We start from the raw sequence: 23,553 nt of genomic DNA on the forward strand, positions 1-23,553 counted from the left end.
GCGGTCGCTGCCACACTCGTGGGCATGTGCGGCAGGTATGCATCGACGGCCGATCCGGCCACTCTCGCGATGGAACTCGACGCGATCGACGAGACGGGCGACGAGGAACTGCGGCCCGACTACAACGTCGCGCCCACCACGCAGGTGCTCACCGTGGTGGCGCGGCACGACCGCGACGATGCGGACGGCCCGGCGCGGCGCCGTATCCGGCGGATGCGCTGGGGACTGGTGCCTCCGTTCGCGAAGGAGGTGTCTTCGGGCGCTCCGCTGTTCAATGCGCGGTCCGAGTCGGTGGCAACCAAACCGTCGTTCGCGCATTCGCTGCGTTACCGACGGTGCCTCGTTCCGATGGACGGCTGGTACGAGTGGCAGGTGGAACCGGCGCCGGACGGCAAGACCCGCAAGGTGCCGTATTTCATGGCGCCCGCCGACGGTGCACGCGTCCACATGGCGGGTCTGTGGGCGGTGTGGCGCGATCCGCGTACCCCCGACGCGTCACCGCTCATGAGCACCACGATCCTCACCGCGGATTCCGTTGCGCAACTGGGCAATATGCACCACCGGATGCCCCTGATGCTCCCGCCCGAGCGGTGGGATGCCTGGCTCGATCCCGACAGCCTCGGACACCCCGACCTCATCGTGCCGAGCGAAGACGCCGTGGCGCGGATTCGGATCCGCAGGGTGTCGGACAAGGTCAACAGCGTGCGCAACAACGGCCCGGAACTGCTCGTGCCCGACGACGGCGCCGGCGACCAGATGGCGCTGCTGTAGCGGCTGCGCCGTCAGTGACCTGCTGTAGCGGCTGCGCCGTCAGTGACCTGCTGCGACCGGGGCGACCACGGCTCCGGTCAGGCGGATCAGGTCCGCGGGGGCGAGTTCGATTTCGAGGCCGCGCCGCCCCGCGCTGCACAACACCTTGTCCCAGTGGCCCGCCGACGCGTCGATCACCGTCGGGAGGCGTTTGCGCTGACCGAGCGGGGAGATGCCACCGAGTACGTAGCCGGTCGCGCGTTCCGCGGCGGCGCGCTCGGCCATCGTGGCCTTGCCGCCACCGAGCGCCGCCGACGCGGCCTTGAGCGACAGCGTCTCCGGGACGGGGACGACGGCGACGCCCAGCTTGCCGGACGGCAGGGCGATCACGAGTGTCTTGAAGATCTGGGCGGGCACCACGCCGAGGCGGTCGGCGAGCGCCTCGACCGCCTCGGATCCGAAAGAGCCGGACCGAGGGTCGTGGGGGTATTCGTGGACCACGTGGGGCACCTTCTCGCGGGTGAGAAGCGTGGTGGCGGGGGTCGACGTGGATGCCATGTGCTCACCTTAGGCAACAGCGTTCCCTCATTCTGTGGCAACGCGCTGCGGCGACCGGCGCGCATAGGCTCGCGCGGCCCGCACCCGGTCGCCGCACCGAGTGCAGCACCAGTACCGGCGTGCGTGAGTGCGCAGCAGGAAGCGATCGCACGGGGTCGCACCGCAGCGGGATATGAGCGATGCGCTCTCGCCGGTCAGCAACGCGGCGGCGTCCTCGGCGATCTGCATCATCGCGTGCTCGACGATCCGAGTCGTCGGATGGATCGAGGTCCGGCGTAATCCCGTCTTCTCCTCGTACCTGAGGACGACCGCGCTGGGCACGGTGGTGAGTGCTCGGTTGATGCCCTCCAGTGCCGCCGGATCGGGAGCGTTCCCGTTCACATGGGCGGCGAACACCGTGCGCAGGTCCGTCCGCAATCCGACGAGTTGGCTCCGGCAGTAGGCCAGAAGTTCGGTGTCGCGAGGCGCGAGACCGTGACCGATCAGCCATCCGGTGGCCTCCGTCGGCGTGCTCAATTCGTCTGCCTCGAGTCCGCCGGGGAGGCTCACGGTGCTGTTGACCAGCGCCAGACTCCAGTGAGTCTCGGCGCCGGGCGCCGGCGGGAGCGGAATCGTCACCATGCCTCTCATGGTAACCGTTGTGGTTTTCCGTGAGATCCCCGTACAGTGAACCTCACGTTGAATGGCAACTGTTTCCGTGAGAGTTGAGATCGCTTCATGCTCGAGCCGCGCACGTCCGGCACCGCCCCTTTTTCCCTTTCCGTGCTCGACAACGCACATACCGGCGTCGGGAGCACCGTTCAGGAGACCTTCCAGGAGATCATCGCGCTGGCGAAGCTGGCCGACCGGCGGGGATACCGACGTTTCTGGATGTCCGAACACCACGCGATGCCGGGCGCTGCCACGTCGTCACCCCAATTGATGGTGGCGCGATTGACCGGCGAAACCGAACGCATCCGGCTCGGTGCGGGCGGGGTCATGCTGCCCAACCATGCGCCCCTGGTGATTGCCGAACAGTTCGGCATGCTCGACACCCTGGCCCCCGGGCGGATCGATCTCGGCGTCGGCCGGGCACCCGGCACGGACGGCGCGACCGCGGCAGCGCTGCGGCGGCATCGTGGCGCCGGCGACGACTTTCCTCAGCAGGTTCTGGAACTGCTCGGGTTTCTCGACGACGAGTTTCCGCAGGGACATCCTTACCGCGACGTTCACGCGGTACCCGGTCCGTGGCAGGCCGAGCAGAACGAAGTACCCCGAGCCACGACCCGGCCCGGCGTGTGGATCCTGGGTTCCTCGCCGTACTCCGCGCAGTTGGCAGGGCAGCTAGGGCTGCCCTATGCCTTCGCCTTGCAATTCGGCAGCGCCGATGTCGTCACCGCTATGGCGCTGTACCGCAAGCATTTCCGGCCGTCCGCCGTGCTCGCGGAGCCGTACGGTCTGGTCAGCGTCGGAGTCGTTGCCGACGACGATCCCGTGGAGGCCCGGCGTCAATCCGCGTCCACCGCGATGGGCATGTTGCGGATGTTCCGGCGCGAGCCGTACCCCCTGCTTCGTCCGGAAGACGTCGAGGCATATCCCGCCACCGCCCAGGAGCGGCAGATCCTGGACGAATGGACGGACCGCACGCTGCACGGCACAGCGCCGACCGTGGCCCACCGCCTCGAGCAACTCCACGAGCACACCGGCGTCGACGAGGTGATGCTGGTTCTGGTGGGCCACTCCCGGCAGGCCCAGGCCAGAACAGTGGAACTCATGGCCGATCACTACGGTCTGCCCGGACTCTGACAAGCACAATCCCGGTACGACACGGACGCATCGAACAACTCGGCGCATCCGCACACTCGACCACTCGGTCGTCTCGAGAAGGAGAACACCATGACGTCCCCCCGCCGCGCGCTGCTCGTCGTCGACGTGCAGAACGAGTACTTCGACGGTCCCATGCAGATTCAATATCCTCCGCGCGAGGCGACCCTTGCGAACATCACGCGGGTCCTCGACCACGCCGACGCCGCCGGGCTTCCCGTCGCCGTCGTCCAGCACACACTCCCGGCCGAGGCTCCTGTCTACGCGGAAGGGTCGCACGGCTGGCAGCTGCATCCGGACGTGGCCGCCCGGGTCAAGCCGCACTGGAAGCAGGTCACCAAGAACTACGGGTCGGTGTTCGGCAACACCGACGTGGCGCAGTGGCTGCGTGAGCAGAACGTCGACACCATCACGATCGTCGGTTACATGACCAACAACTGCGATCTGGCCACTGCCGCAGAAGCCGAAGTGCACGGCCTCGTCGCGGAGATCATCTCCGACGCCACCGGCGCGATCCACCTCGCCAACGCAGCGGGCAAGGTTTCTGCCGAGCAGGTTCACACCACACTGATGACGCTGTTCCACTCCAACTTCGCCGCGGTCGCGAGCACCGAGATGTGGACCGACGCCGTGTCGTCGGGCACCGCCCTTCCCAAGGACAATCTCGTCGCGTCGGCACTCGAGGGACGAAACTCCTTCAGCTGACGCCGGGTCTTCCGCACGGAGGAGACCGAGACATCAGGACGGACGTTCAGGACGGACGTTCAGGACGGATGAGAGCGGGCGCCGCACCCTTCGGGGTTCGGCGCACGCTTCGCAAGCAAAGGACGCGTACTCGGCGCCACCGGCCGAAGCGGCAGAGTCAACGTCATGTAGACGCTGTGGGGATCGTCCCGGTAATCACCGAAGGGCCCACAGACGACGAAGCCCGCGCCGGCATACAGTGCCCGCGCCGGAGCGAAGAACTCCGTGCTTCCCGTCTCCAGCGAGATTTGCCGGACACCGCGTGAGACCGCGTCGGCGAGCAGGTGGCGCAGGATTTCCCGGCCCACCCCGTGTCCTCTCCGGCGAGGGTCCGTGCGCATCGACTTGAGCTCTTCGTGCTCGTGCCCGAGTGCGGCGAGGGCACCTGTCGCTGCGATTGCCTCACCCCACTCGCCGACCCAGAGCCGCACGCCCGGCTGCCGGAGACCGGACAGGTCCAGGGCGTGCCTGCTCTCCGGGGGCGCCGTCGGGGCGAGCTCGTCCAGATGAGCCTGGAGGAATGCGGCCAGGCGGGGGTCGGAGAAATCGGCGCGATGGATGTGGAGCGTCACGGCGCAAGGGTAGCCAGGAGACCCGACGGCCGAGTGCCGAGATCCGGTCTTCGCCGCGTCGCCGCCCGTCGGGAACAAGTCCGGTATGCGGTGTGTTGACCCCTTCGGACGTGCCCGCCGGCGCGACCGCTGTTGCTCGAGGATCGGAGACCCTGTTGGCAATCCTTTGCCCGCCCCGTCCGGCTACGGCAGGACCGGTAGCCTTCACGGAGAACGTCGGTGAAGGGATCGGTGTGGTCGAGGAGTCTGTCGAACAATTGGCCGAACGGTTCGAGCGTGAGGCACTGCCGCTGCTCGACCAGCTCTACGGTGCTGCGTTGCGGATGACCCGCAACCCGGCCGACGCCGAAGATCTCGTCCAGGAGACGTATATCAAGGCGTTTTCCGCGTTCGCGTCCTTCCGTGAAGGCACGAACATCAAAGCCTGGCTGTACCGCATCCTCACGAACACCTACATCAACTCCTACCGGAAGCGGCAGCGGCAGCCCGCGCAGTATCCGACGGACGAGATCACCGACTGGCAGCTCGCGGCGACCGCGGAGCACTCGTCGACGGGGCTCCGTTCGGCGGAGGTCGAGGCGCTCGACGCGCTGCCCGACGACGACATCAAGGCGGCGTTGCAGGAACTCCCCGAAGACTTCCGCATGGCGGTGTATTACGCCGACGTCGAGGGATTTCCGTACAAGGACATCGCCGAGATCATGGGAACCCCGATCGGGACGGTGATGTCGCGCCTGCACCGCGGCCGCAAGCAACTGCGTGGCCTGCTCGGCGACGTGGCTCGCGAACGCGGCTTCAATCGCGGCGGTGGAGTCGATGCGGCAGTGGATGTGGAACCGGGCGCGGGTGAACCGTCCGGGAACAGCGAGAACAGCAAGAACAGGAAGGGAGTCTCGCAGTGAGCGAGCCGACAGACTTCGAGCGGGTGGACTGCTCTGCGGTCATTGCGGACGTGTATCTGTTGCTGGATTCCGAGTGTGACGAAGATGCGCGAGCGAGACTCCAGGGGCACCTCGACGACTGTGGTGCCTGCCTCGAGGCCTACGGCATCGAGGAGAAGATCAAGTCCCTGCTGAGCCGCAAGTGTGGCGGAGAGCATGCGCCCGCGGGACTGCGGGAACGCCTGGTACTGGAGATCCGCCGGAATGTGGTGGTGCACCACCACCGCGACGCCCAGAACTGACCGACTCGGCCCCCCGAGCAAGAAGGACCGGAAAGCAACGCTTTCCGGTCCTTCCGTGTTTCCGAACGCCTCAGGCGTTGGGACGCTTGCCGTGGTTGGCGGCGTTCCCCTTGCGGCTACGCTTCTTGCGGCCTCGCTTACCCATGGTTGGATCTCCTTTCTCTTTCATTACAGTGTTTCACGTGCGGTCGAGTGGTCCTGTCGGCAGGTCCACCGTCCGGTTCGCGGAATGAGGTGTTCGATGGCAGAGGACGTACGGGCCGAGATGGTATCCACGGTCTTCGAGGTGGTGGTGAACGAGGGACAGGTCGTCGCGGAAGGCGACACCCTGGTCATCCTCGAGTCGATGAAGATGGAGATCCCGGTGCTCGCGGAGACCTCGGGCACGGTGACGTCGGTCGGCGTCGCCGTGGGAGATGTGATCCAGCAGGGCGATCTCATCGCGGTCATCTCCTGAACAAGAAGGCGGCCTCCGTGTCCACCCTCAGTGCCCTTCTCGCCACCCACACCGATCTTCCCGGTGCCGCTGTCGACCACCTGCAGCGCGTCGTCGGGGAGTGGCAACTGCTCGCCGACCTGTCGTTCGCGGACGTGTTGCTGTGGGTGGACGCCGCGCCCGACGGGATCGTGTGTGTGGCGCAGTGCCGTCCCACCACCGCCTCGACCGTCATCCCGGAGGATGCGGTGGGGACCGTCGTGTCCGACGACGAACATCCTTATGTCCGTAAGGCTTTCAAATCGGGCGAGATCGTCACGGTCCGTCGCGGATCCAGCGACTCGATCCATTTGCGTCAGGCCGTGCCGGTGCGGTGGGCCGGGCAGGTGGTCGCGGTACTGAGCCGGGACGCCGCGCGGGTGTCACGGCGCTCGGCGAGTGCGCTCGAGACGGCATATCTCGAATGTGCCGATGCGCTCTACAGCATGATCAGCGAGGGAACGTTCCCCACTCCGGAAGCACGGTCGGACACGAAGTCCAGCCCCCGCGCCGGTGACGGTTTCATCCGTCTCGACCGTGAGGGCCGCGTCGTCTACGCCAGCCCGAATGCATTGTCCGCGTACCACCGCATGGGATTCAATTCCGACCTGCTGGGTCAGGACCTCGTCGAGACGACCCGCTCCCTCGTGACGGATCCGTTCGAAAGTGCGGACGTCTCCGAATATCTCAGCGGGGCCGTGCACGGACGGCTGGGACAGCGCATGGAGGTGGAGGCGCGCGGAGCGACGGTGCTCATCCGTGCTCTCGTCCTGTCGCCCGGCGGCCGCATCGAGGGCGCCGCTGTGGTCATCCGCGACGTCACCGAGGTCAAACGCCGTGACCGTGCCCTGCTCAGCAAGGACGCCACGATCCGGGAAATCCACCACCGGGTGAAGAACAACCTGCAGACGGTCGCGGCGCTGCTGCGGCTGCAAGCGAGGCGCACCGGCAATGTCGAGGCCAAAGAGGCGCTCGGCGAAGCGGTGCGCCGGGTCACGTCGATTGCGCTGGTGCACGAAGCCCTGTCGATGTCGGTCGACGAAGAGGTCGACCTCGACGGTGTTTTCGACCAGTTGATCCCGATCGTGGTGGATGTCTCGGCGGTGGGCAGCCAGATCCGGGTGCGCCGTGAGGGAAACCTCGGTGTGTTCCCCGCGGATCGCGCTACCCCGCTCGTGATGGTGCTCACCGAACTCGTGCAGAACGCCGTCGAGCACGCATTCGACCCCGGTGTTCACGGCACGGTGACGGTCCGGGCGAACCGGTCGGCCCGGTGGCTCGACGTCGTCGTGCGAGACGAGGGCAAAGGCCTGCCCGAGGGGTTCCGTCTCGAAGATTCCGACCGTCTCGGGCTGCAGATCGTGCGGACGCTGGTCGCTGCCGAACTCGGCGGCACGCTCGACCTGGCCGCGAACGAGACCGGCGGAACCGACGCGCGCCTGCGACTGGCACTCGGCAAGGTTGCCGGAACCTGATCCACGTTGTCGGCGAGACACCTACGACGTACGAAGGCCCGGTCCCCTCGGGGGCCGGGCCTTCGTACAAGTCGCGATCGTCAGACCGTGGTGCGAGCCCGGGTGCGGGCGTTGCGGCGCTTGAGTGCGCGTCGCTCGTCTTCGCTCATGCCGCCCCATACGCCGGCGTCCTGACCCGATTCGAGGGCCCACGAGAGGCACTCGGCGGTGACGGGGCAGCGGTTGCACACGAGCTTGGCATCGGCAATCTGCGCGAGAGCCGGTCCACTGTTGCCCACAGGGAAGAACAGTTCCGGATCCTCGTCGCGGCAGATGGCTTCGTGGCGCCAGTCCATGCTTCTACTCTCCTTCGATGGTGCTGTGCACCGGATGATTGTCTGTGCGTGTTCACGCTTGCGGCGCGAAGTATTTCCGCGCGGTTACTTGTGAATGCTTTCACGAACTTGCGTGAAGTCAAGAGAATCGACCGCGACCGTGTGGAAGCTCACGCCGACGAAGGGGCGAAGCATTCGTCAATCCTTCTTTCTACACCTGTTCGGCCGAAAAGTAAGCAGAATCACAACATTCGAGCACTCTGCTCACTGTGCAGGAGCGACGACTTCGAGTATCGAAGGCACGGATACGAACTCCACATCGGTGCGAAGCCCCAGGTAGTCGCCGTCCACCTGCAGGCCGATCGGTCGCGTCGACCGTGCGCGCACGTGCGTGACGTCGTCCGCGCGCAACAGATACGGAGACGACGGATCTCCCTGCTTCGCGAGCAACTGCCGCACGACGCGCAGGCTCGGCACGACCCGCATCGTCGCCATCGCGAAGACCCCCAGGCCCGTGCCGAACGACGTACCCGGGTTCGTGTGCACCGGGCGCCTGTCGAGAAAGGTCCACGGGCTCGAGTTGGACACGAAGGCGTAATACACCCCGGCCACCGGATCCTGCCCCGGCACTTCGAGCGTGAGTGCCGGTTCGATCCGCTTCGACGCGAAGAACTGCGTGATCGCATGTCGCACATACCGCGAACTCGTCGCCTTCTTGCCGCTGAGACGACTCAGATCGACCGCTTCGCACACCTGCGCGTCGAGACCGAGCCCCGCGTTGAATACGAACCACCGCCCGTCGCAGTGGCCGAGCCCGATGCGGCGGGCCGTGCGATCGGCGAGCAGGGCGAGCAGTTGTTCCGTCGCCTCCATCGGGTCCGGTGCGATCCCGAGAGAGCGAGCGAACACGTTCGCCGATCCGCCCGGCACCACGGCGAGGCGAGGCAGCGTCGGATCGGGACCACGGTCGGGGGAAGGCCCCAGCAGGCCGTTGACGATCTCGTTCACGGTGCCGTCGCCACCGTGAGCGATGACGACATCCATCCCGTCCGCGTGTGCGGAACGTGCCAGGTCCGCGGCATGCCCCCGGTGCGTCGTATGCGCCACGGTGAGCTGCGTTCTGCCCGACAGCGCGTGAGCCAGCCGGTCACGACCGGCCGGAGTGGTGGTCGTCGCGTTCGGGTTCACGATCAGCAGGGCACGCACGGAGCATCAGCCTAAGTGCTATCGCGCCGGTCCACTACGCTGGTCGGGTGCCCACTGAAACACCTCGTACCCGTACCCCGTCGACCGTCAAGGTTGCCGGGTCGCTCGTCGTGCTCGAAGGCGTCATCGCCATCGGGTTCGCGGTGTACTCGGTCATCCGGGCATGGTCGGGTAACTACGACCAGTCGGTGAGTAACGGCTACGGCCTCGCGCTGTGGCTGTCGATCCTCTTCGGCGGCGTCCTGGCCGCGGGCATCGCGCTCCTGCGCGGCGCGCACTGGGGACGTTCGATCGCTGTCGTCGCGCAGCTTCTGCTGTTGCCCGTGGTGTGGTCGCTCCTCACCGATTCCCATCAGGTGTTCCTCGGTGCGCTCATGGGGCTGATTGTGGTGCCGGCGCTCGTGCTCCTCTTCAGCCCCGCCACCACCCGGTGGCTCGCCCGCGACTACGTGCCCGAGGACGAGCACTGAACCGGGCCGCGTCGGAGGCCGGTCAGGCGCCGAGCTCGCGCAACGCGTCACCGCTGAGACGGAACGTCGTCCACTCGTCCTGAGGGACCGCACCCAGCGACCGGTAGAAACCGATGGACGGCTCGTTCCAGTTCAGCACAGACCAGCTCAGCCGGGTGTAACCGCGCTCCACACATTCGTGGGCCAGTGCGGCGAGCAGCGCGCGCCCGTGTCCCGCGCCGCGATGCTCCGGCCGGACGTAGAGGTCCTCCAGGTACACGCCGTGGACCCCGTCCCACGTGGAGAAGTTCCGGAACCACAGCGCGACCCCGACGACGGTGCCGTCCGCCTCTTCCGCCACATGGCCGAACACCGACGGTTCCGGACCGAACAGCGCGGCCCGGATCTGTTCCGTCGTCACGGTGCACTCGTGCCGGGCCTTCTCGTACTCCGCAAGGTCGTAGATCAGGCCGGTGACGGCGTCGACATCGTCGGGACGGACTCTGCGGATCACGGGCGGTACGCCTTTCGGGAGCGTCGGAGGGGTCTGCACGATGTGCCGGGAAGATGCCGCGTCGTTACCGCACACCGGAGCGCCGAATACGCGAGGATCGACCCGTGACAACCGTACTTGCAGTGGCAAACCAGAAGGGTGGCGTCGCCAAGACCACCACCGTCGCGTCGCTGGGGGCCGCCCTGTCCGCGCTGGGACAGCGGGTGCTCCTCGTCGACCTCGATCCCCAGGGATGTCTCACCTTCTCCCTGGGCCACAACCCGGACCGGCTCGACAAGTCGGTGCACGACGTCCTCGTGGGGGAGACCAAGGTGCAGGAGGTGCTGGTCGAGGCGGGAGAAGGCATCACGCTCATGCCCGCGACCATCGACCTGGCCGGTGCCGAGGCGATGCTGCTCATGAAACCGGGCCGGGAATACACCCTCAAACGCGCACTGGCGACGGTCGCGGACGACTTCGACGTGGTGATCGTCGACTGTCCTCCGTCCCTCGGGGTGCTCACCCTCAACGGGCTCACCGCGGCAGACTCCGTCCTCGTCCCGCTGCAGTGCGAAACGCTCGCACACCGCGGCGTCGGTCAGCTTCTGCGGACGGTCCAGGAGATCAAGCAGATCACCAACCCCGAACTCGAACTCCTCGGCGCACTTCCCACGCTGTACGACTCGCGGACCACACACAGTCGTGACGTGCTCGCCGACGTGTCGGACCGGTACGACCTGCCGGTGCTCTCGCCACCCATCCCGCGAACCGTGCGGTTCGCCGAGGCGTCTGCATCGGGTTCGACCGTGCTCGCCGGTCGGAAGAACAAGGGCGCGGACGCCTACCGGGAACTGGCCGAGAACCTGCTCGCGTCGTGGACGAAGGACACCGCACTGCCCACGCTGGACTGACCCCGGCGTCGTCAGCGCAGCGCGACGACCCGGTCTCCGCGTTGCTCGAGCACGAGTTCACCGGTGACCGCGACGTCCACGTCCGGTGCGTCGCCTCGTTCGACGGGAATCCGCCGCCGGACGTTGCCGGACGCGGGATCGACCGCCGCGACCGCGTCGTCGACCGGCAGGAGCAGTGAGCCGGCCATCGCCGCTCCGGTCCCGAGGGTGTCCTCGACGGTCCATGCCGGTGCGAAATCCTCGGGGGAGAGGGCGACCGTGTCGAGACCCGTCCACCAGACCAGGACCCCTTCCTGTTCGGTGGCGGGTGCGGTGCCGTTGCCGGCGACACGTCCGAGGTCGTGGGTGTCGACGAGTGCGCCCGAGCCGTCGTACACCGCGATGCGTGGGCCGCCGCCGGGTCCCGGCGGCATGTACACAGCGGTGCGTTCACCGAGCACGGCGACGATGCGGGCGCCTGCTCCGGTCTGCGCTTCCGGCAGCACCGACGACGCGTATTGCTCGGGTTTCTGACTGTCGTCGGGAGTGGGGTCCAGCAACGTGAGCCGATTGGCCGGCTCGTTGGGGCACTGCTCGAGTACCGCGAGACGGCTCGTCCCGGCGTCGGCGGAAAGTAGTTCGCAGCCGGACCGGGGCTGGGCGCGCGGGTTGACGGGGGCGTCGACGTACCCGTATTCGACGGTGCGCACGAGGTCGGACCGCCACATCTCGAGCCGGGTGTCGCCGAGTGCGATGACGTGGGAGCCGGCGTCGATGAGCCGGATCTCCTCGTCTGCGTCACCGGTCCGCTGTGCCCCGCGCGCTCCGCTGTCCGAGTCGAGCGCGGTGACCTGCCCGCAGCCGCGTGCGTCGCGGTAGACCGAGATCACCGAACCCCACGCACCCGTTGCGGCGCACAGCGGGCGGTTGCGCTCATACCGCCATCGTTCGTCGCCGGTGACCGGATCCCGGCCCACCACCGTGTTCGCGTCGGCCGTCGCGACGGTGCCTCCGAGCGCGACGGGCGCCGACGTGGCCCCGCTGGGCGCCTGCCACACCTCGGTGAGGGTGTCGGGCAGCGTGCCGGCGTGAGGGGGAGCGGACACCGGCTCGTCCCACGTGATCGAGGTGGTGCCGCGCGCATCGGACCGTAGCCAGACGACACTCGCCGCCACCAGGACGGTGACGACGAGTGTGGCGGCGACGAGCAGATCCGTGCGTGTGCGGCGCTCCGGCGCGAGCACGGGTCCTACTGAGCGGACGATGCCGCGACGGTGTCCGCGTTCGGGGCGTCCTGTGAGGCCGTGTCGTGGCCCGCGGCGCCGTTGCCGCGACGACGGCGACGACGCCGTGCCGGGGAAGCGGGTGCGTCGGAACCGGCGCGCTCGGATGCGCCGTCGGCCTGCGGGTCCTTCTGTTGGCCGTTCGACGCCTTCGGCTCCGTAGCGTCGGCGCCCGAGGCGGCAGCGGTGTCACCGTCGGCCGCCTTGCCGCGGACGGTGCGGCGGCGCACGCGGTTGCGCTTGGGCCGGGACGCCGTCTCCTCGCGATCCTCACGCGGTCGACGTTCGGCGGGCTCGCTCTCGGCGGACCGCGCCGGAGCCTGCTTGTGCACGCGCCCCGTGGTGCCGGCAGGAATGCCGAGTTCCTCGAAGAGGTGCGGCGAACTGGAGTAGGTCTCGACCGGATCGGGCATGTTGAGGCCGAGCGCCTTGTCGATCAGTTGCCAGCGGGGAATGTCGTCCCAGTCGACGAGGGTGATCGCGATGCCGGTGCGGCCCGCGCGACCCGTACGGCCGATGCGGTGCACGTACGTCTTCTCGTCTTCGGGGCACTGGTAGTTGATGACGTGGGTGACGTCGTCGATGTCGATGCCGCGTGCCGCGACATCGGTGGCGACCAGCACGTCGATCTTGCCGGCGCGGAACTTGTCGAGCGCTTTCTCTCGTGCGATCTGGCCCAGGTCGCCGTGCACGGCGCCGCAGGCGAAGCCACGCTCGACGAGATCGTCGGCGACCTTCTGTGCGGTGCGCTTGGTACGGGTGAAGATCATGGTCGCGCCGCGGCCCTCGGCCTGCAGCACGCGCGCGACGAGTTCGGCCTTGTCGAGCGCGTGCGCACGGTAGACGTGCTGCTGGGTGCGCTCGTGCACCGCCGACGACTCGGCTTCCTCCGCGCGGATGTGCGTCGGGCGGTTCAGGAAGGTGCGGGCGAGCGTGATGATCGGGCCCGGCATGGTGGCCGAGAACAGCATCGTCTGACGCTTGTCGGGCACCATCGTCAAAATGCGTTCGATGTCGGGCAGGAAGCCCAGGTCGAGCATCTCGTCGGCCTCGTCCATGACGAGCACGCCGATCTTGCCGAGGATCAGGTGACCCTGGTTGGCGAGGTCGAGGAGCCGGCCCGGGGTGCCGACGACGACGTCGACGCCCTTCTGCAACTGGGAGATCTGCTGCTCGTACGGGCGTCCGCCGTAGATCGAGAGGACTTCGAGGCCCTTCTTGCCGCTGCCGGGCAGGTACTTCGCGGCGCTCACCAGGTCGCCGGTCACCTGGACGCACAGTTCGCGCGTCGGGACGATGACGAGCGCACGCGGGGTGCCGTCGAGGGTCGTGGTGCCCGAACCGTCGGTGGTGATGCGGTTGAGCAGCGGAACCCCGAACCCGAAGGTCTTGCCCATGCCCGTGCGGGCCTGGCCGATGAGGTCGTCGCCTGCGAGGGCGAGGGGGAGCGTGAGCTCCTGGATTGCGAACGTACGTTCGATGCCGACCTCGGAGAGTGCCCGGACGATTTCGTCACGGACGCCGAGCTCTCCGAAGGTGGGGGGAACGTGGGTGGAGTCGAGCTGTGCGGAGACGGTCGTTTCGGTCGCGTCGTCTTCGTGGTCGATTGTGATCTTGCTCAGGGGTCCGGCCTTCCTGGTCTCGGCACGCACGCACGAGGTCGGGCAGGGGACCGGCCTGCGCCTCAGCACGAGCGTTGTCAGAAGCTCGGCGAAGCGCGGCGATCCGCGGTCGGGTGCGCGCACATTATCGGTGAAGCTCGCGGGCTGCGTTCAGCGGCTCGAAGCGCGAACTTCAAGGACCATTGTACCGGTTCCGGCGGATTCGCCGAGGTAGTACTACGCTTTGTCGTCATGGGAGCCGAATCGTCGCCGTCCACAGCATCATCCAGCCCGACCCTCGTCCCCGCCGACCATCCCGGCGTCGCCGAGTTGTTCGCGGTGATCGCCTACGGCGAGATCGCCGCGTTCTACCGTCTCGCGGACGATGCCAAGTTCTCCCCGTCGGTGCGGGGGCGTGTGGCCCTTGCGAGCATGGCAGCGGCGGAGATGAGTCACTTCGAGACGCTGCACGCGGCGCTCGCCGACCGCGGTGTGGAGATCTATGCCGCGATGGAGCCGTACCGGCAGGCTCTCGACGCCTATCACGCGTCCACCACCCCGTCGACGTGGCTCGAATCCCTCGTCAAGGCGTACGTGGGGGACGGGATCGCCGCCGACTTCTACTGTGAGATCGCCGACCGGCTCGCCCCGGAGGTCGCCGCGGTGGTGCGCGACGTGCTCGCCGCGACCGGGCACTCCGAGTTCGTGGTGCGCGAAGTCCGTGAAGTCGTGGAACGAAGCCCACTCCAGAAGGACCGCCTGATGTTGTGGGGGCGCCGGTTGCTGGGCGAAGCGATCACGCAGGCCCAGTACGTGCTCGCCCAGAACGAGGAGCTTGCCGAACTGGTGATTCTCACCTCGGGCGACCTCGCCGGCATTGCCGCCCTGTTCGACCGGATGCAGGTCGAGCACACCAAGCGGATGGCAGTGCTCGGACTGCATTAGCCTGGCGGTGACAAGCAGTACAGCCTGAGATTTCGGAGGTCCCCAGTGGAGGTCAAGATCGGCGTTGCGGACAGCCCGCGTGAACTCGTCCTCGTCAGCGACCAGACGCACGACGAGGTGGAAAAGCTTGTGACCGACGCACTGAGCGGCAACGGCAGCGGCGTGCTCGCTCTCATCGACGAGAAGGGCCGCAAGGTTCTGGTGCAGGCGGCGAAGATCGCGTACGTGGAGATCGGCCCCTCCACCATCGGGAAGGTCGGCTTCGCAGCCATCTGACCACCGGACCGATACGGCGAGAGGCCGGGGCGACATCGCCCCGGCCTCTCGCCGTATCGCTGTTCTCCCGGCTGCGTCCGCGACGTGCGGCCGGCCGGGACGGCCTCCTCAGCGCAGCCGTAGTTCGGGCTGGAGCGGGACGTGCTTGAGTCCGCCCCATGCGAGCGCGACCGTCGTATCGACGGCATCGTCCTTCGGGATGGGCCGCGCGGCGTCGAGCCAGTAACGCGCCGTGAACTGGCTGGTGCCCACCAGCCCGACGGCGAGGATCCGCGCACGGTAGGGGTCGAGACCGGAATCGTGACTGACCAGGTCGAACACGGCGTCCACACACGCTTCCGTGGCCTGTTCCACGCGGCGCGACACTTCCGGCTCACCCATCAGGTCCGATTCGAAGACCAGCCGGAAACCCTGGCTGTCGTTGTCCACGAAGTCGAAGAACGCCTGGACGGCGGCGCGGACGCGCTGGCGGTTGTCGGTGGTGGACCGAAGCGCCTGCCGGACCCCGTTGATGAGGACGTCCACATAGTTCTGGAGGACGGCGCAATACAGCTCGAGCTTCCCGGGGAAATGCTGGTAGAGCACCGGCTTGCTCACACCCGCGCACTCGGCGATCTCGTCCATGCCGGCGGAGTGGTAACCGCGGGTGACGAACACTTCACTCGCAGCCTCGAGCAGCTGGGCACGCCGTTCGTCCCTCGGCATCCGGGCACCACGCTTGTTGCCGTTGTTGCCGCGGCCGGATGCCCGGTCGGCCAGTTCGGTCATGCTTGCTCCAGTCTGCGCACTTTCGCCGACAGTGAGCAGCGCCACTTCGGCTTCGATCGTCCTTGCAGGTTACAGGCCGCCGCGCTTTTCTCCTGGTCGGCCCCACGCCCAGTATCCGCTTTTCCCCGCCCGCTCCGCAGGACTGCCGGGACCGCCCGTCGGATTCTCGTGGATGTGACATTCTGTCAACCGTGATCGACCGAGGAGGAGTGCGACCGAACGGGTCCGCGGAGGACTCCACCCGGACCCCGCCATCCGGTTCCCCGGCACAGCGACCGCCGTCCGGCTCCCGGCAACCTCCCGAACCGCGACACCCGTCCGAACCGCGCCGCACTTCCGGTGCGTCGCGGGTATCCAGGCGCGATGCGTACCAGCCGCTGCGAGCCCAGTGGGACCCGGTGGGTGGAGACGACCCGGCGCGGGAACCGCGCAGGCCCCGGCCCGTCCGAGAGGTCCGGAAGCAGAGCCGGCTCGGCAAGTTCGTCGCAACATACGGATGGCGCGCGTACGTGGTGCCCGTGCTCGTCGTGGTGACCGTCGTGGTGCTGTGGGATGCGTTCAGAGGAACCGGCGACGACGGCGCAGCCGAAGAACAGAGCATGGTGGACGCGGGCGAGATCGTCGCGGAAGCGCCGCGGGCGGACGGGCTGTTCCCGGCGGATCTCGCGTCCGGCACCCTTCCCGACGGCGGACCGTTCACCGAGCGGGGTGCGCAGAGGTGGCGAGTGCTGCCCGGCACGACCGCACGAGTGGGCTCGGAGGCGGCACGCACCTTCACCTACACGGTCGAGGTCGAGGACGGGATCGACACCGCGGGCTACGGCGGTGACGACGCCTTCGGACTCCTGGTCGACCAGACGCTCGCCGACCCTCGGAGCTGGGTCGGTGATCCCCAGTTCGCTTTCCGCCGGATCGACGTCGGCACCCCCGACTTCCGTATCTCGCTCACCTCGCAGATGACCATCCGGGAGGGATGCGGGTACGACATCCGGCTCGAAGGGTCGTGCTTCAATCCGTCGCTCGGGCGGGTCCTGCTCAACGAAGCGCGCTGGGTTCGAGGAGCGGTCGCCTTCCAGGGCGACCTCGGCTCCTACCGCCAGTACCTGGTCAATCATGAGGTCGGGCACGCGATCGGCTTCGCTCAGCACGAGCGGTGCGGGGTGCAGGACGGTCTCGCGCCGATCATGATGCAGCAGACCTTCGGCACGAACAACGACGACATCGCCCGGCTCGATCCCGGCGGGGTGGTGCCGGCCGACGGGCTGCGGTGCCGCTTCAACCCGTGGCCGTACCCGAGGGCGTGACGCCGCCGCGACTGTGAGCGGTGGAACAATGGACCACGACCGTCCCGCCGGCCGAGGAGTATCCGTGACCGTATCGACGCCCTCGGTGGATCCGAGCGCCTTGCAACCGCTGGTGGAACCGGCTGCCGACCTCGATCGTGACGAGGTCGCCCGATACAGCCGGCACCTGATCGTTCCGGACGTCGGTGTGACCGGACAGAAGCGGCTCAAGAACGCGAAGGTGCTGTGCATCGGTGCGGGCGGCCTCGGTTCACCGGTGTTGCTGTATCTGGCCGCGGCGGGTGTCGGCACCCTGGGCATCGTCGAGTTCGACGAAGTCGACATGTCGAATCTGCAGCGGCAGGTGATCCACGGCCGCTCCGATGTGGGCAGGGCGAAGGGCGAGAGTGCCCGCGACAGCATCAACGCCATCAACGAGCACGTCGACGTGCGGTTGCATCCGACCCGCCTCGATTCCGGCAACGCGGTGGCTCTGTTCGAGCAGTACGACCTGATCGTGGACGGCACCGACAATTTCGCGACCCGCTACCTCGTGAACGACGCCGCGGTGCTCGCCGGCAAGCCGTACGTGTGGGGATCGATCTTCCGTTTCGAAGGCCAGGTGTCCGTGTTCTGGGAGAACGCTCCCGGCGGGCGCGGCCTGAACTACCGCGATCTGTATCCCGAGGCGCCGCCGCCGGGCATGGTGCCGTCCTGCGCCGAAGGCGGTGTCCTCGGTGTCCTGCCCGGCACCGTCGGCACGATCATGGCGACCGAGGCCATCAAGCTGATCACCGGGATCGGTGAGCCGCTGCTGGGACGGCTGATGATCTACGACGCGCTCGCGATGTCGTTCCGCACCGTGACGTTGCGCCGGGACCCCTGCCGCGTACCGGTCACCGAACTGATCGATTACGACGTGTTCTGCGGCGTCGTCCCGGACAACGCGGCGGCAGCCGCCGATGCGGCGATCACGCCGGGCGAGTTGCGCAGGATGCTCGACGAGGGCCGCGACGTCGAAGTGATCGACGTCCGCGAACCGGTGGAGTGGGACATCGTCCGCATCGACGGTGCCCGGCTGGTTCCCAAGGGCCGCATCCTGTCGGGCGAGGCCCTGGCCGAACTGCCGCAGAACCGGCCGATCGTCCTCTACTGCAAGACGGGCGTGCGGTCGGCGGAGGCGCTCGCCGTGCTCACGCGCGCGGGGTTCTCCGATGCCACCCACCTTCGCGGCGGTGTACTCGCCTGGGCGCAGCAGATCGATCCCTCCCTGCCCGTCTACTGACCGCCGGCGCCGGGCCGTTGCCGCATCCTCCGGCCCGTTGTCGCCGAGCTGTGACCGGAAAACAGCGGAGTGCCTCCCGGGACCCGGCAGGGTACGCCGGTACCGTGTGGGCGTGAGCTCACTCGAACCACCGCAGCACGTGTGCTCTACGTTCGGCCTTCGCGACGTCGAGCCGGTCGCCCTCGGCGCCGACTGGGACGGCGGTTTCCGGTGTGGAGACGTGGTGCTGTCCCGGGTCGCCGACCACGCCCGCGCGGCGTGGTCCGCGAAGATCAGGGAGACGCTGACCGTCGACGGAGTACGGCTCGCCCGGCCCGTCCGCTCGACCGACGGGCGTTACGTGGTGTCCGGATGGCGCGCCGACACGTACATCGTCGGGACTTCCGAACCCCGGCACGACGAGGTGGTCTCGCTGTCGCTGCGGCTGCACGTCGCGACCTCACAACTCGAGCGCCCGCGCTTCCTCATGCAGCCACCGGTGGCACCGTGGCAGGACGTCGACGTGTTCGTCGCGGCCGACCGCGCGGCGTGGGAAACGGTGCCGCTGCGGACCGCGCGCGCTGCGGGTGCCCCCGAGACGGTCACCCCCGACGGACTCAAGAGCCTCGACCTCATCGGGCAGCTCGCCACGTTCCGGAAGCCGGTGCACCTGCCCGATCAACTCGTACACGGCGATCTCTTCGGCACCGTCTTGTTCGCGGGACGAGCCGCGCCGGGCCTCACCGACATCACGCCCTACTGGCGTCCCGCGTCGTGGGCGGCCGCGGTGACCGTCGTCGACGCGTTGTCGTGGGGCGGCGCCGACGACGGTCTCATCGCACGGTGGGAAGACCTTCCGGAGTGGCCGCAGATGCTGTTGCGCGCCGTGATGTTCCGGCTCGCGGTCCATGCGCTGCACCCCCGATCCACCGAAGAAGCGTTCCCCGGGCTGGCGCACACCGCCGACCTGGTCCGATTCCTTCTCTGATATCGGTTACCGCCACCTCACACCGTCGCCCGTCACCGGGTGAGCATCTCTTGACGCGACGGTCATCGCGGGCAGCACCGCGGCAACACCCGTTGCCTACCTTGGGTTCATCACACACCTGAGAAGGGCGGCCGGCATGGCGGATTCGGTCCGGAACGAGACTCTCCGAGAGAGATTCGCGCGCAAGCACTACATCGAGAGCTGGGACGCCGAAGACGTCGAGGCGTGGGAGTCCGGCGGCAAGCAGATAGCCAAGAGAAACCTGATCTGGTCTGTCATCGCCGAACACGTCGGATTCTCGGTGTGGTCCGTGTGGTCGGTCATGGTGCTGTTCATGCCCACCGACATCTACGGCATCGACGCCGCGGGCAAGTTCTTCCTCGTCGCGGTGCCCACGCTCGTCGGTGCCGTGCTCCGCATTCCCTACACCGTGGCGACCGCACGATTCGGTGGCCGTAACTGGACCGTCTTCAGTGCGCTCGTGCTGTTCGTCCCGCTCATGGGCGCGCTGTATCTGATGCTGAACCCGGGGCACTCGTACAGCACGTTCATGCTGGTCGCGGCGCTTGCCGGCGTCGGCGGCGGTAACTTCGCCTCGTCGATGACGAACATCAACGCGTTCTACCCCCAGCGACTCAAGGGCTGGGCACTCGGGCTCAACGCGGGTGGCGGCAACATCGGGGTGCCGGCGATTCAGCTTATCGGCCTGCTGGTCATCGCGACCGTCGGCAATACCGAACCGTGGATCGTCTGCGCCGTCTACCTGGTGCTGTGCGGTGCGGCCGCGATCGGTGCGGCACTGTTCATGGACAACCTCGGCGACCAGAAAGCGGACCTGCGCGCCATGGGCCGCGCGCTGAAGTTCAGCGACTCGTGGGTCATCTCCTTCCTGTACATCGGCACGTTCGGTTCCTTCATCGGCTTCAGTTTCGCGTTCGGCCAGGTGCTTCAGATCAACTTCCTCGCCGGCGGCGACACACCCGCCCAGGCTGCTCTGCACGCCGCCCAGATCGCCTTCATCGGCCCGTTGCTCGGCTCGCTCTCGCGTCCGATCGGCGGGAAACTGGCCGACCGTATCGGCGGCGGCCGCATCACGATGTACACATTCGTCGGTATGGCGCTCGCCGCCGCGGTACTGATCGTGGCGGGAACCCTCGACGACGCGAGCGCCGGCGCAGCGTCCGGCGGCGTCCTGACGGCCATGGTGCTCGGGTTCATCGCACTGTTCCTGTTGTCCGGCTTGGGCAACGGCTCGGTGTACAAGATGATCCCCTCGATCTTCGAAGCGAAGGCCCAGGGCCTTGCCGGTGCCGATCGTGCCGAGAAGGCGGCGTGGTCGCGCAGCATGTCCGGCGCCCTCATCGGATTCGCCGGTGCCATCGGCGGACTCGGCGGCGTCGGTATCAACCTCGTCTTCCGCGGTTCGTACGGCGGCGAGGCACAGTCCGCCACCATGGCGTTCTGGGTCTTCGCGATCTTTTACCTCGTCTGCATCGCGGTGACGTGGGTCGTCTTCCTTCGCCGCCCGCAGCAACCCGTCGAGTCGTCCGCACCCACATCGACCGCACCGGTGACCCCGGCGACGCGACTGTCCGACGCCACCGTCTGACACCGATCCGCCTGCACGAACAGAGAGAGACTTCCCATGAGCCGCAAGAACGTCGTCGTCGTCGGACACGGAATGGTCGGGCACCGCTTCGTGGAGGCATTGCGTTCCCGCGACGAGCACGACGCGTGGAAGATCACGGTCCTCTGCGAGGAACCGGACCCCGCCTACGATCGCGTCGGATTGTCCTCGTACGTCGGAACCTGGGATCGCAGAGAACTCGCGCTCGCCGGAAACGACTATGCGGCAGACCCTCTCGTCGATCTTCGGGTTTCTTCCCGCGTCGTGTCGGTCGATCGGGCGGCGCGTACGGTGACCACCGATGCCGGTGACGTGCTGGCCTACGACGCGCTCGTCCTCGCGACCGGTTCCTACCCGTTCGTGCCGCCGATCCCCGGCAACGCACTGCCGGGGTGTTTCGTCTACCGCACGCTCGACGATCTCGACGGCATCCGGGCGGCGGCCGACGCCGCGTCCGTGCACGGTGACGCCCCGGTCGGTGTGGTGGTCGGCGGCGGCCTGCTCGGGCTCGAGGCCGCGAACGCTCTCCGCCGGCTGGGAATGTCTCCGCACGTGGTGGAGTTCGCGCCGCGTCTGATGCCGCTGCAGGTCGACGAGGGCGGCGGACGGGTCCTCGAACGGCTCGTGACCGAGCTCGGGCTCACGGTGCACACCGGGGTGGGCACGGCCGGAATCACCGAGGGGCCTTCCGGTCTCGTCGTCGAACTGTCCGACGGATCGACGATCGACGCCGCGGTGCTGGTGTTCTCCGCCGGAGTGCGCCCGCAGGACGCGCTCGCTCGCGACGCCGGTCTCGACCTGGGCGCGCGCGGCGGTGTTCTCACCGACCTCGGGTGCCGCAGCACCACGGACGACGCGATCTATGCCATCGGAGAGTGCGCGGCCGTCGAGGGCACCTGCTACGGGCTCGTGGCTCCCGGGTACAGCACCGCAGAGGTGGTCGCCGACCGACTGCTCGGCGGCGCCGCCGAATTCCCCGGCGCGGATCTGTCGACCAAACTCAAGTTGCTCGGTGTGGACGTCGCCAGCTTCGGCGACGCGCACGGGGTCACGCCCGGTGCGCTCGAGGTGGTGCTGTCCGACTCGGCGAAGGGAACCTACGCGAAGCTGGTCGTCTCGGACGACGCGAAAACGCTGCTCGGCGGAATTCTCGTCGGCGACGCGTCGGCGTACGGCACGTTGCGTCCACTCGTCGGCCGCGAACTTCCGGGCGACCCGGCGACGCTCATCTCCCCGGCAGGTGAAAAGCCCGGCGCCGGAGCGCTTCCCGACGATGCCGAGGTGTGTTCGTGCAACGGCGTCACCAAGGGCGCGATCTGCGGGGCGATTGCGGACGGGGCGTGCGACATCGCGCAGGTCAAAGCGTGCACCAACGCCGGCACCACGTGCGGCGGGTGCCTGCCCACCGTCAAACAACTTCTCAGCAGTTCCGGTGTGCCGATGTCGAAGGCACTGTGCGAGCACTTCGAGCAGTCGCGCGCCGAGCTGTTCGAGATCGTGCGAGCCACGCAGATCCGCACCTTCTCGGCACTGATCTCGCGCTACGGCACCGGCCGGGGCTGCGACATCTGCAAGCCCGTCGTCGCGTCGATCCTCGCGTCCACCGACTCCGACCACATCCTGCATCGTCAGCAGGCAGGGCTCCAGGACACCAACGACCACTTCCTCGCCAACATTCAGAAGAACGGTACCTACTCGGTGGTGCCGCGGATGCCCGGTGGCGAGTGCACCCCCGAACAGCTCATCGTCATCGGGGAGGTCGCGCGCGATTTCGGGCTGTACGTCAAGATGACCGGCGGCCAGCGTATCGACATGTTCGGTGCCCGGGTGGAGCAACTGCCGGCGATCTGGAAACGGCTCGTCGACGCCGGGATGGAGTCCGGGCAGGCCTACGGTAAATCGCTGCGCACGGTGAAGAGCTGTGTCGGCTCGACCTGGTGCCGGTACGGCGTGCAGGATTCGGTCGGGATGGCGGTGGATCTCGAAATGCGATATCGCGGTTTGCGAGCGCCGCACAAGTTCAAGTTCGGCGTCTCCGGTTGCGCGCGCGAATGCGCCGAAGCGCGCGGCAAGGACGTCGGGGTGATCGCCACGGAAAACGGCTGGAACCTCTACGTGTGCGGTAACGGCGGGCAGTCCCCGAAGCACGCGCAGTTGCTCGCCGGTGGGCTCGACGACGAGACCCTGGTCCGGTACATCGACCGGTTCCTGATGTTCTACATCCGCACCGCCGACCGGTTGCAGCGCACGGCGCCCTGGCTCGACGCGCTCGACGGCGGGCTCGAGCACCTGAAGGACGTCGTGTGCGGCGACAGCCTCGGCATCGCCGCCGAACTCGAAGCCGCGATGGCAAAGCATGTCGCCGGGTACAAGGACGAATGGGCGGGAGTGCTCGAGGATCCCGAACTGCTGGCGCGTTTCGTCTCCTTCGTCAATGCCCCGGAGCAGCCGGACCCAACCATCCGATTCGACGACTCCGGCAAGCGGAAGGTACCCGTCCTGGTCGGCATGCCGAAGATCGGGCGGGATGCGTCCGCGTGACGTGCCTGCTTACGTGGAGGGAATCGGTGGGTAACGCGCGTGAAACACCGGGGCCACAGAATGCC

25 protein-coding genes are annotated in these 23,553 nt (G+C 67.7%); 16 read left to right on the forward strand and 9 right to left on the reverse strand.

Features of this window, described 5'->3' with window-relative positions; translation table 11 throughout:
• Positions 1-24 precede the first annotated feature (24 nt).
• Positions 25-771 (forward strand): SOS response-associated peptidase, encoded by a 747-nt coding sequence (locus HF886_RS04750; RefSeq protein WP_169651687.1) that lies wholly within the window; start codon positions 25-27, stop codon positions 769-771.
• 39 nt (positions 772-810) lie between these two features.
• Here HF886_RS04750 and ybaK read toward each other — a convergent pair whose 3' ends face one another.
• On the reverse strand, positions 811-1,308 hold the full coding sequence (gene ybaK, locus HF886_RS04755; protein WP_169619783.1) for a Cys-tRNA(Pro) deacylase: 498 nt from the start codon (positions 1,306-1,308) through the stop codon (positions 811-813).
• Between the two features lie 27 nt (positions 1,309-1,335).
• A complete protein-coding gene (locus HF886_RS04760) occupies positions 1,336-1,929 on the reverse strand; it encodes an ABATE domain-containing protein (protein ID WP_169619782.1) in 594 nt (197 codons plus the stop codon).
• A gap of 96 nt (positions 1,930-2,025) precedes the next feature.
• On the opposite strand from HF886_RS04760, the gene HF886_RS04765 reads away from it, so the two are divergent.
• Positions 2,026-3,093, forward strand: a complete 1,068-nt coding sequence (locus HF886_RS04765) for an LLM class flavin-dependent oxidoreductase (RefSeq protein WP_169651688.1) — start codon at positions 2,026-2,028, stop codon at positions 3,091-3,093.
• 90 nt (positions 3,094-3,183) lie between these two features.
• Positions 3,184-3,816, forward strand: coding sequence for an isochorismatase family protein (locus tag HF886_RS04770; RefSeq protein ID WP_169651689.1), 633 nt, complete (start codon positions 3,184-3,186; stop codon positions 3,814-3,816).
• 59 nt (positions 3,817-3,875) lie between these two features.
• Here HF886_RS04770 and HF886_RS04775 read toward each other — a convergent pair whose 3' ends face one another.
• On the reverse strand, positions 3,876-4,427 hold the full coding sequence (locus HF886_RS04775) for a GNAT family N-acetyltransferase (RefSeq protein WP_169651690.1): 552 nt from the start codon (positions 4,425-4,427) through the stop codon (positions 3,876-3,878).
• Between the two features lie 227 nt (positions 4,428-4,654).
• Between HF886_RS04775 and HF886_RS04780 the strand changes: the two genes are divergently transcribed.
• The 4 genes from HF886_RS04780 (at position 4,655) to HF886_RS04795 (ending at position 7,560) form a co-directional block, all read left to right on the forward strand.
• A complete protein-coding gene (locus HF886_RS04780) occupies positions 4,655-5,329 on the forward strand; it encodes a sigma-70 family RNA polymerase sigma factor (protein WP_296550025.1) in 675 nt (224 codons plus the stop codon).
• Positions 5,326-5,610 (forward strand): mycothiol system anti-sigma-R factor, encoded by a 285-nt coding sequence (rsrA, locus tag HF886_RS04785; protein ID WP_169619759.1) that lies wholly within the window; start codon positions 5,326-5,328, stop codon positions 5,608-5,610. The genes HF886_RS04780 and rsrA overlap by 4 nt, the downstream gene beginning before the upstream one ends.
• 241 nt (positions 5,611-5,851) lie before the next feature.
• Positions 5,852-6,067, forward strand: a complete 216-nt coding sequence (locus HF886_RS04790; protein ID WP_169651691.1) for a biotin/lipoyl-binding carrier protein — start codon at positions 5,852-5,854, stop codon at positions 6,065-6,067.
• A gap of 17 nt (positions 6,068-6,084) precedes the next feature.
• On the forward strand, positions 6,085-7,560 hold the full coding sequence (locus tag HF886_RS04795; protein ID WP_169619757.1) for a histidine kinase N-terminal domain-containing protein: 1,476 nt from the start codon (positions 6,085-6,087) through the stop codon (positions 7,558-7,560).
• A gap of 80 nt (positions 7,561-7,640) precedes the next feature.
• Here the strand turns inward: HF886_RS04795 and HF886_RS04800 are convergent, their stop codons facing one another.
• Both HF886_RS04800 and HF886_RS04805 read right to left on the reverse strand, forming a co-directional pair.
• Positions 7,641-7,895, reverse strand: coding sequence for a WhiB family transcriptional regulator (locus tag HF886_RS04800; protein ID WP_072699424.1), 255 nt, complete (start codon positions 7,893-7,895; stop codon positions 7,641-7,643).
• A 243-nt stretch (positions 7,896-8,138) separates the two neighbouring features.
• On the reverse strand, positions 8,139-9,080 hold the full coding sequence (locus HF886_RS04805) for a diacylglycerol kinase family protein (protein ID WP_169651692.1): 942 nt from the start codon (positions 9,078-9,080) through the stop codon (positions 8,139-8,141).
• 47 nt (positions 9,081-9,127) lie between these two features.
• Here HF886_RS04805 and HF886_RS04810 point away from each other — a divergent pair, with 47 nt between their 5' ends.
• Complete coding sequence (locus HF886_RS04810) at positions 9,128-9,550, forward strand: hypothetical protein (protein WP_169619755.1); 423 nt, start codon at positions 9,128-9,130, stop codon at positions 9,548-9,550.
• A gap of 22 nt (positions 9,551-9,572) precedes the next feature.
• Here the strand turns inward: HF886_RS04810 and HF886_RS04815 are convergent, their stop codons facing one another.
• Entirely contained in the window at positions 9,573-10,043 is a 471-nt protein-coding gene (locus HF886_RS04815; protein ID WP_169651693.1) for a GNAT family N-acetyltransferase, read from the reverse strand.
• Positions 10,044-10,147: 104 nt separating this feature from the next.
• Here HF886_RS04815 and HF886_RS04820 point away from each other — a divergent pair, with 104 nt between their 5' ends.
• A complete protein-coding gene (locus tag HF886_RS04820) occupies positions 10,148-10,933 on the forward strand; it encodes an AAA family ATPase (protein WP_169651694.1) in 786 nt (261 codons plus the stop codon).
• An 11-nt stretch (positions 10,934-10,944) separates the two neighbouring features.
• On the opposite strand, the gene HF886_RS04825 is transcribed toward HF886_RS04820, so the two are convergent.
• On the reverse strand, positions 10,945-12,156 hold the full coding sequence (locus HF886_RS04825) for a PQQ-binding-like beta-propeller repeat protein (protein ID WP_169651695.1): 1,212 nt from the start codon (positions 12,154-12,156) through the stop codon (positions 10,945-10,947).
• A 5-nt stretch (positions 12,157-12,161) separates the two neighbouring features.
• Positions 12,162-13,847 carry a DEAD/DEAH box helicase gene (locus HF886_RS04830; protein WP_169651696.1) on the reverse strand — a complete coding sequence of 562 codons (1,686 nt, stop codon included), beginning with the start codon at positions 13,845-13,847 and terminating at the stop codon, positions 12,162-12,164.
• 201 nt (positions 13,848-14,048) lie between these two features.
• Here HF886_RS04830 and HF886_RS04835 point away from each other — a divergent pair, with 201 nt between their 5' ends.
• Positions 14,049-14,741: a ferritin-like fold-containing protein gene (locus HF886_RS04835; protein WP_169651697.1), complete on the forward strand. Its 693-nt coding sequence runs from the start codon at positions 14,049-14,051 to the stop codon at positions 14,739-14,741.
• Positions 14,742-14,786: 45 nt separating this feature from the next.
• Positions 14,787-15,017, forward strand: coding sequence for a DUF3107 domain-containing protein (locus HF886_RS04840; RefSeq protein ID WP_169619749.1), 231 nt, complete (start codon positions 14,787-14,789; stop codon positions 15,015-15,017).
• Positions 15,018-15,125: 108 nt separating this feature from the next.
• Here the strand turns inward: HF886_RS04840 and HF886_RS04845 are convergent, their stop codons facing one another.
• Positions 15,126-15,785 (reverse strand): TetR/AcrR family transcriptional regulator, encoded by a 660-nt coding sequence (locus tag HF886_RS04845; RefSeq protein ID WP_169619748.1) that lies wholly within the window; start codon positions 15,783-15,785, stop codon positions 15,126-15,128.
• Between the two features lie 191 nt (positions 15,786-15,976).
• Here HF886_RS04845 and HF886_RS04850 point away from each other — a divergent pair, with 191 nt between their 5' ends.
• The 5 genes from HF886_RS04850 (at position 15,977) to nirB (ending at position 23,488) form a co-directional block, all read left to right on the forward strand.
• Positions 15,977-17,089, forward strand: coding sequence for a DUF3152 domain-containing protein (locus tag HF886_RS04850; protein ID WP_169651698.1), 1,113 nt, complete (start codon positions 15,977-15,979; stop codon positions 17,087-17,089).
• 28 nt (positions 17,090-17,117) lie between these two features.
• The gene (gene moeZ, locus HF886_RS04855) at positions 17,118-18,353 is read left to right on the forward strand and encodes an adenylyltransferase/sulfurtransferase MoeZ (RefSeq protein WP_169651699.1); all 1,236 of its coding nucleotides are present in this window, start codon (positions 17,118-17,120) and stop codon (positions 18,351-18,353) included.
• A 112-nt stretch (positions 18,354-18,465) separates the two neighbouring features.
• Positions 18,466-19,320: a TIGR02569 family protein gene (locus HF886_RS04860; RefSeq protein ID WP_169619746.1), complete on the forward strand. Its 855-nt coding sequence runs from the start codon at positions 18,466-18,468 to the stop codon at positions 19,318-19,320.
• Positions 19,321-19,456: 136 nt separating this feature from the next.
• A complete protein-coding gene (locus HF886_RS04865) occupies positions 19,457-20,929 on the forward strand; it encodes a nitrate/nitrite transporter (RefSeq protein WP_169651700.1) in 1,473 nt (490 codons plus the stop codon).
• Between the two features lie 36 nt (positions 20,930-20,965).
• The gene (nirB, locus tag HF886_RS04870; RefSeq protein WP_169651701.1) at positions 20,966-23,488 is read left to right on the forward strand and encodes a nitrite reductase large subunit NirB; all 2,523 of its coding nucleotides are present in this window, start codon (positions 20,966-20,968) and stop codon (positions 23,486-23,488) included.
• The last annotated feature ends 65 nt before the right edge of the window (positions 23,489-23,553 follow it).

This window comes from Rhodococcus sp. 105337 (assembly GCF_012844225.1).
Classification (GTDB): domain Bacteria; phylum Actinomycetota; class Actinomycetes; order Mycobacteriales; family Mycobacteriaceae; genus Rhodococcus.

Excerpts from the sequence above, each read along its gene's own strand:
- HF886_RS04750 (WP_169651687.1), top strand. The coding sequence starts at position 25 with ATGTGCGGCAGGTATGCATCGACGGCCGATCCGGCCACTCTCGCGATG.
- ybaK (WP_169619783.1), bottom strand. The coding sequence starts at position 1,308 with ATGGCATCCACGTCGACCCCCGCCACCACGCTTCTCACCCGCGAGAAG.
- HF886_RS04760 (WP_169619782.1), bottom strand. The coding sequence starts at position 1,929 with ATGGTGACGATTCCGCTCCCGCCGGCGCCCGGCGCCGAGACTCACTGG.
- HF886_RS04765 (WP_169651688.1), top strand. The coding sequence starts at position 2,026 with ATGCTCGAGCCGCGCACGTCCGGCACCGCCCCTTTTTCCCTTTCCGTG.
- HF886_RS04770 (WP_169651689.1), top strand. The coding sequence starts at position 3,184 with ATGACGTCCCCCCGCCGCGCGCTGCTCGTCGTCGACGTGCAGAACGAG.
- HF886_RS04790 (WP_169651691.1), top strand. The coding sequence starts at position 5,852 with ATGGCAGAGGACGTACGGGCCGAGATGGTATCCACGGTCTTCGAGGTG.
- HF886_RS04800 (WP_072699424.1), bottom strand. The coding sequence starts at position 7,895 with ATGGACTGGCGCCACGAAGCCATCTGCCGCGACGAGGATCCGGAACTG.
- HF886_RS04835 (WP_169651697.1), top strand. The coding sequence starts at position 14,049 with ATGGGAGCCGAATCGTCGCCGTCCACAGCATCATCCAGCCCGACCCTC.
- HF886_RS04845 (WP_169619748.1), bottom strand. The coding sequence starts at position 15,785 with ATGACCGAACTGGCCGACCGGGCATCCGGCCGCGGCAACAACGGCAAC.
- moeZ (WP_169651699.1), top strand. The coding sequence starts at position 17,118 with ATGGACCACGACCGTCCCGCCGGCCGAGGAGTATCCGTGACCGTATCG.
- HF886_RS04865 (WP_169651700.1), top strand. The coding sequence starts at position 19,457 with ATGGCGGATTCGGTCCGGAACGAGACTCTCCGAGAGAGATTCGCGCGC.
- nirB (WP_169651701.1), top strand. The coding sequence starts at position 20,966 with ATGAGCCGCAAGAACGTCGTCGTCGTCGGACACGGAATGGTCGGGCAC.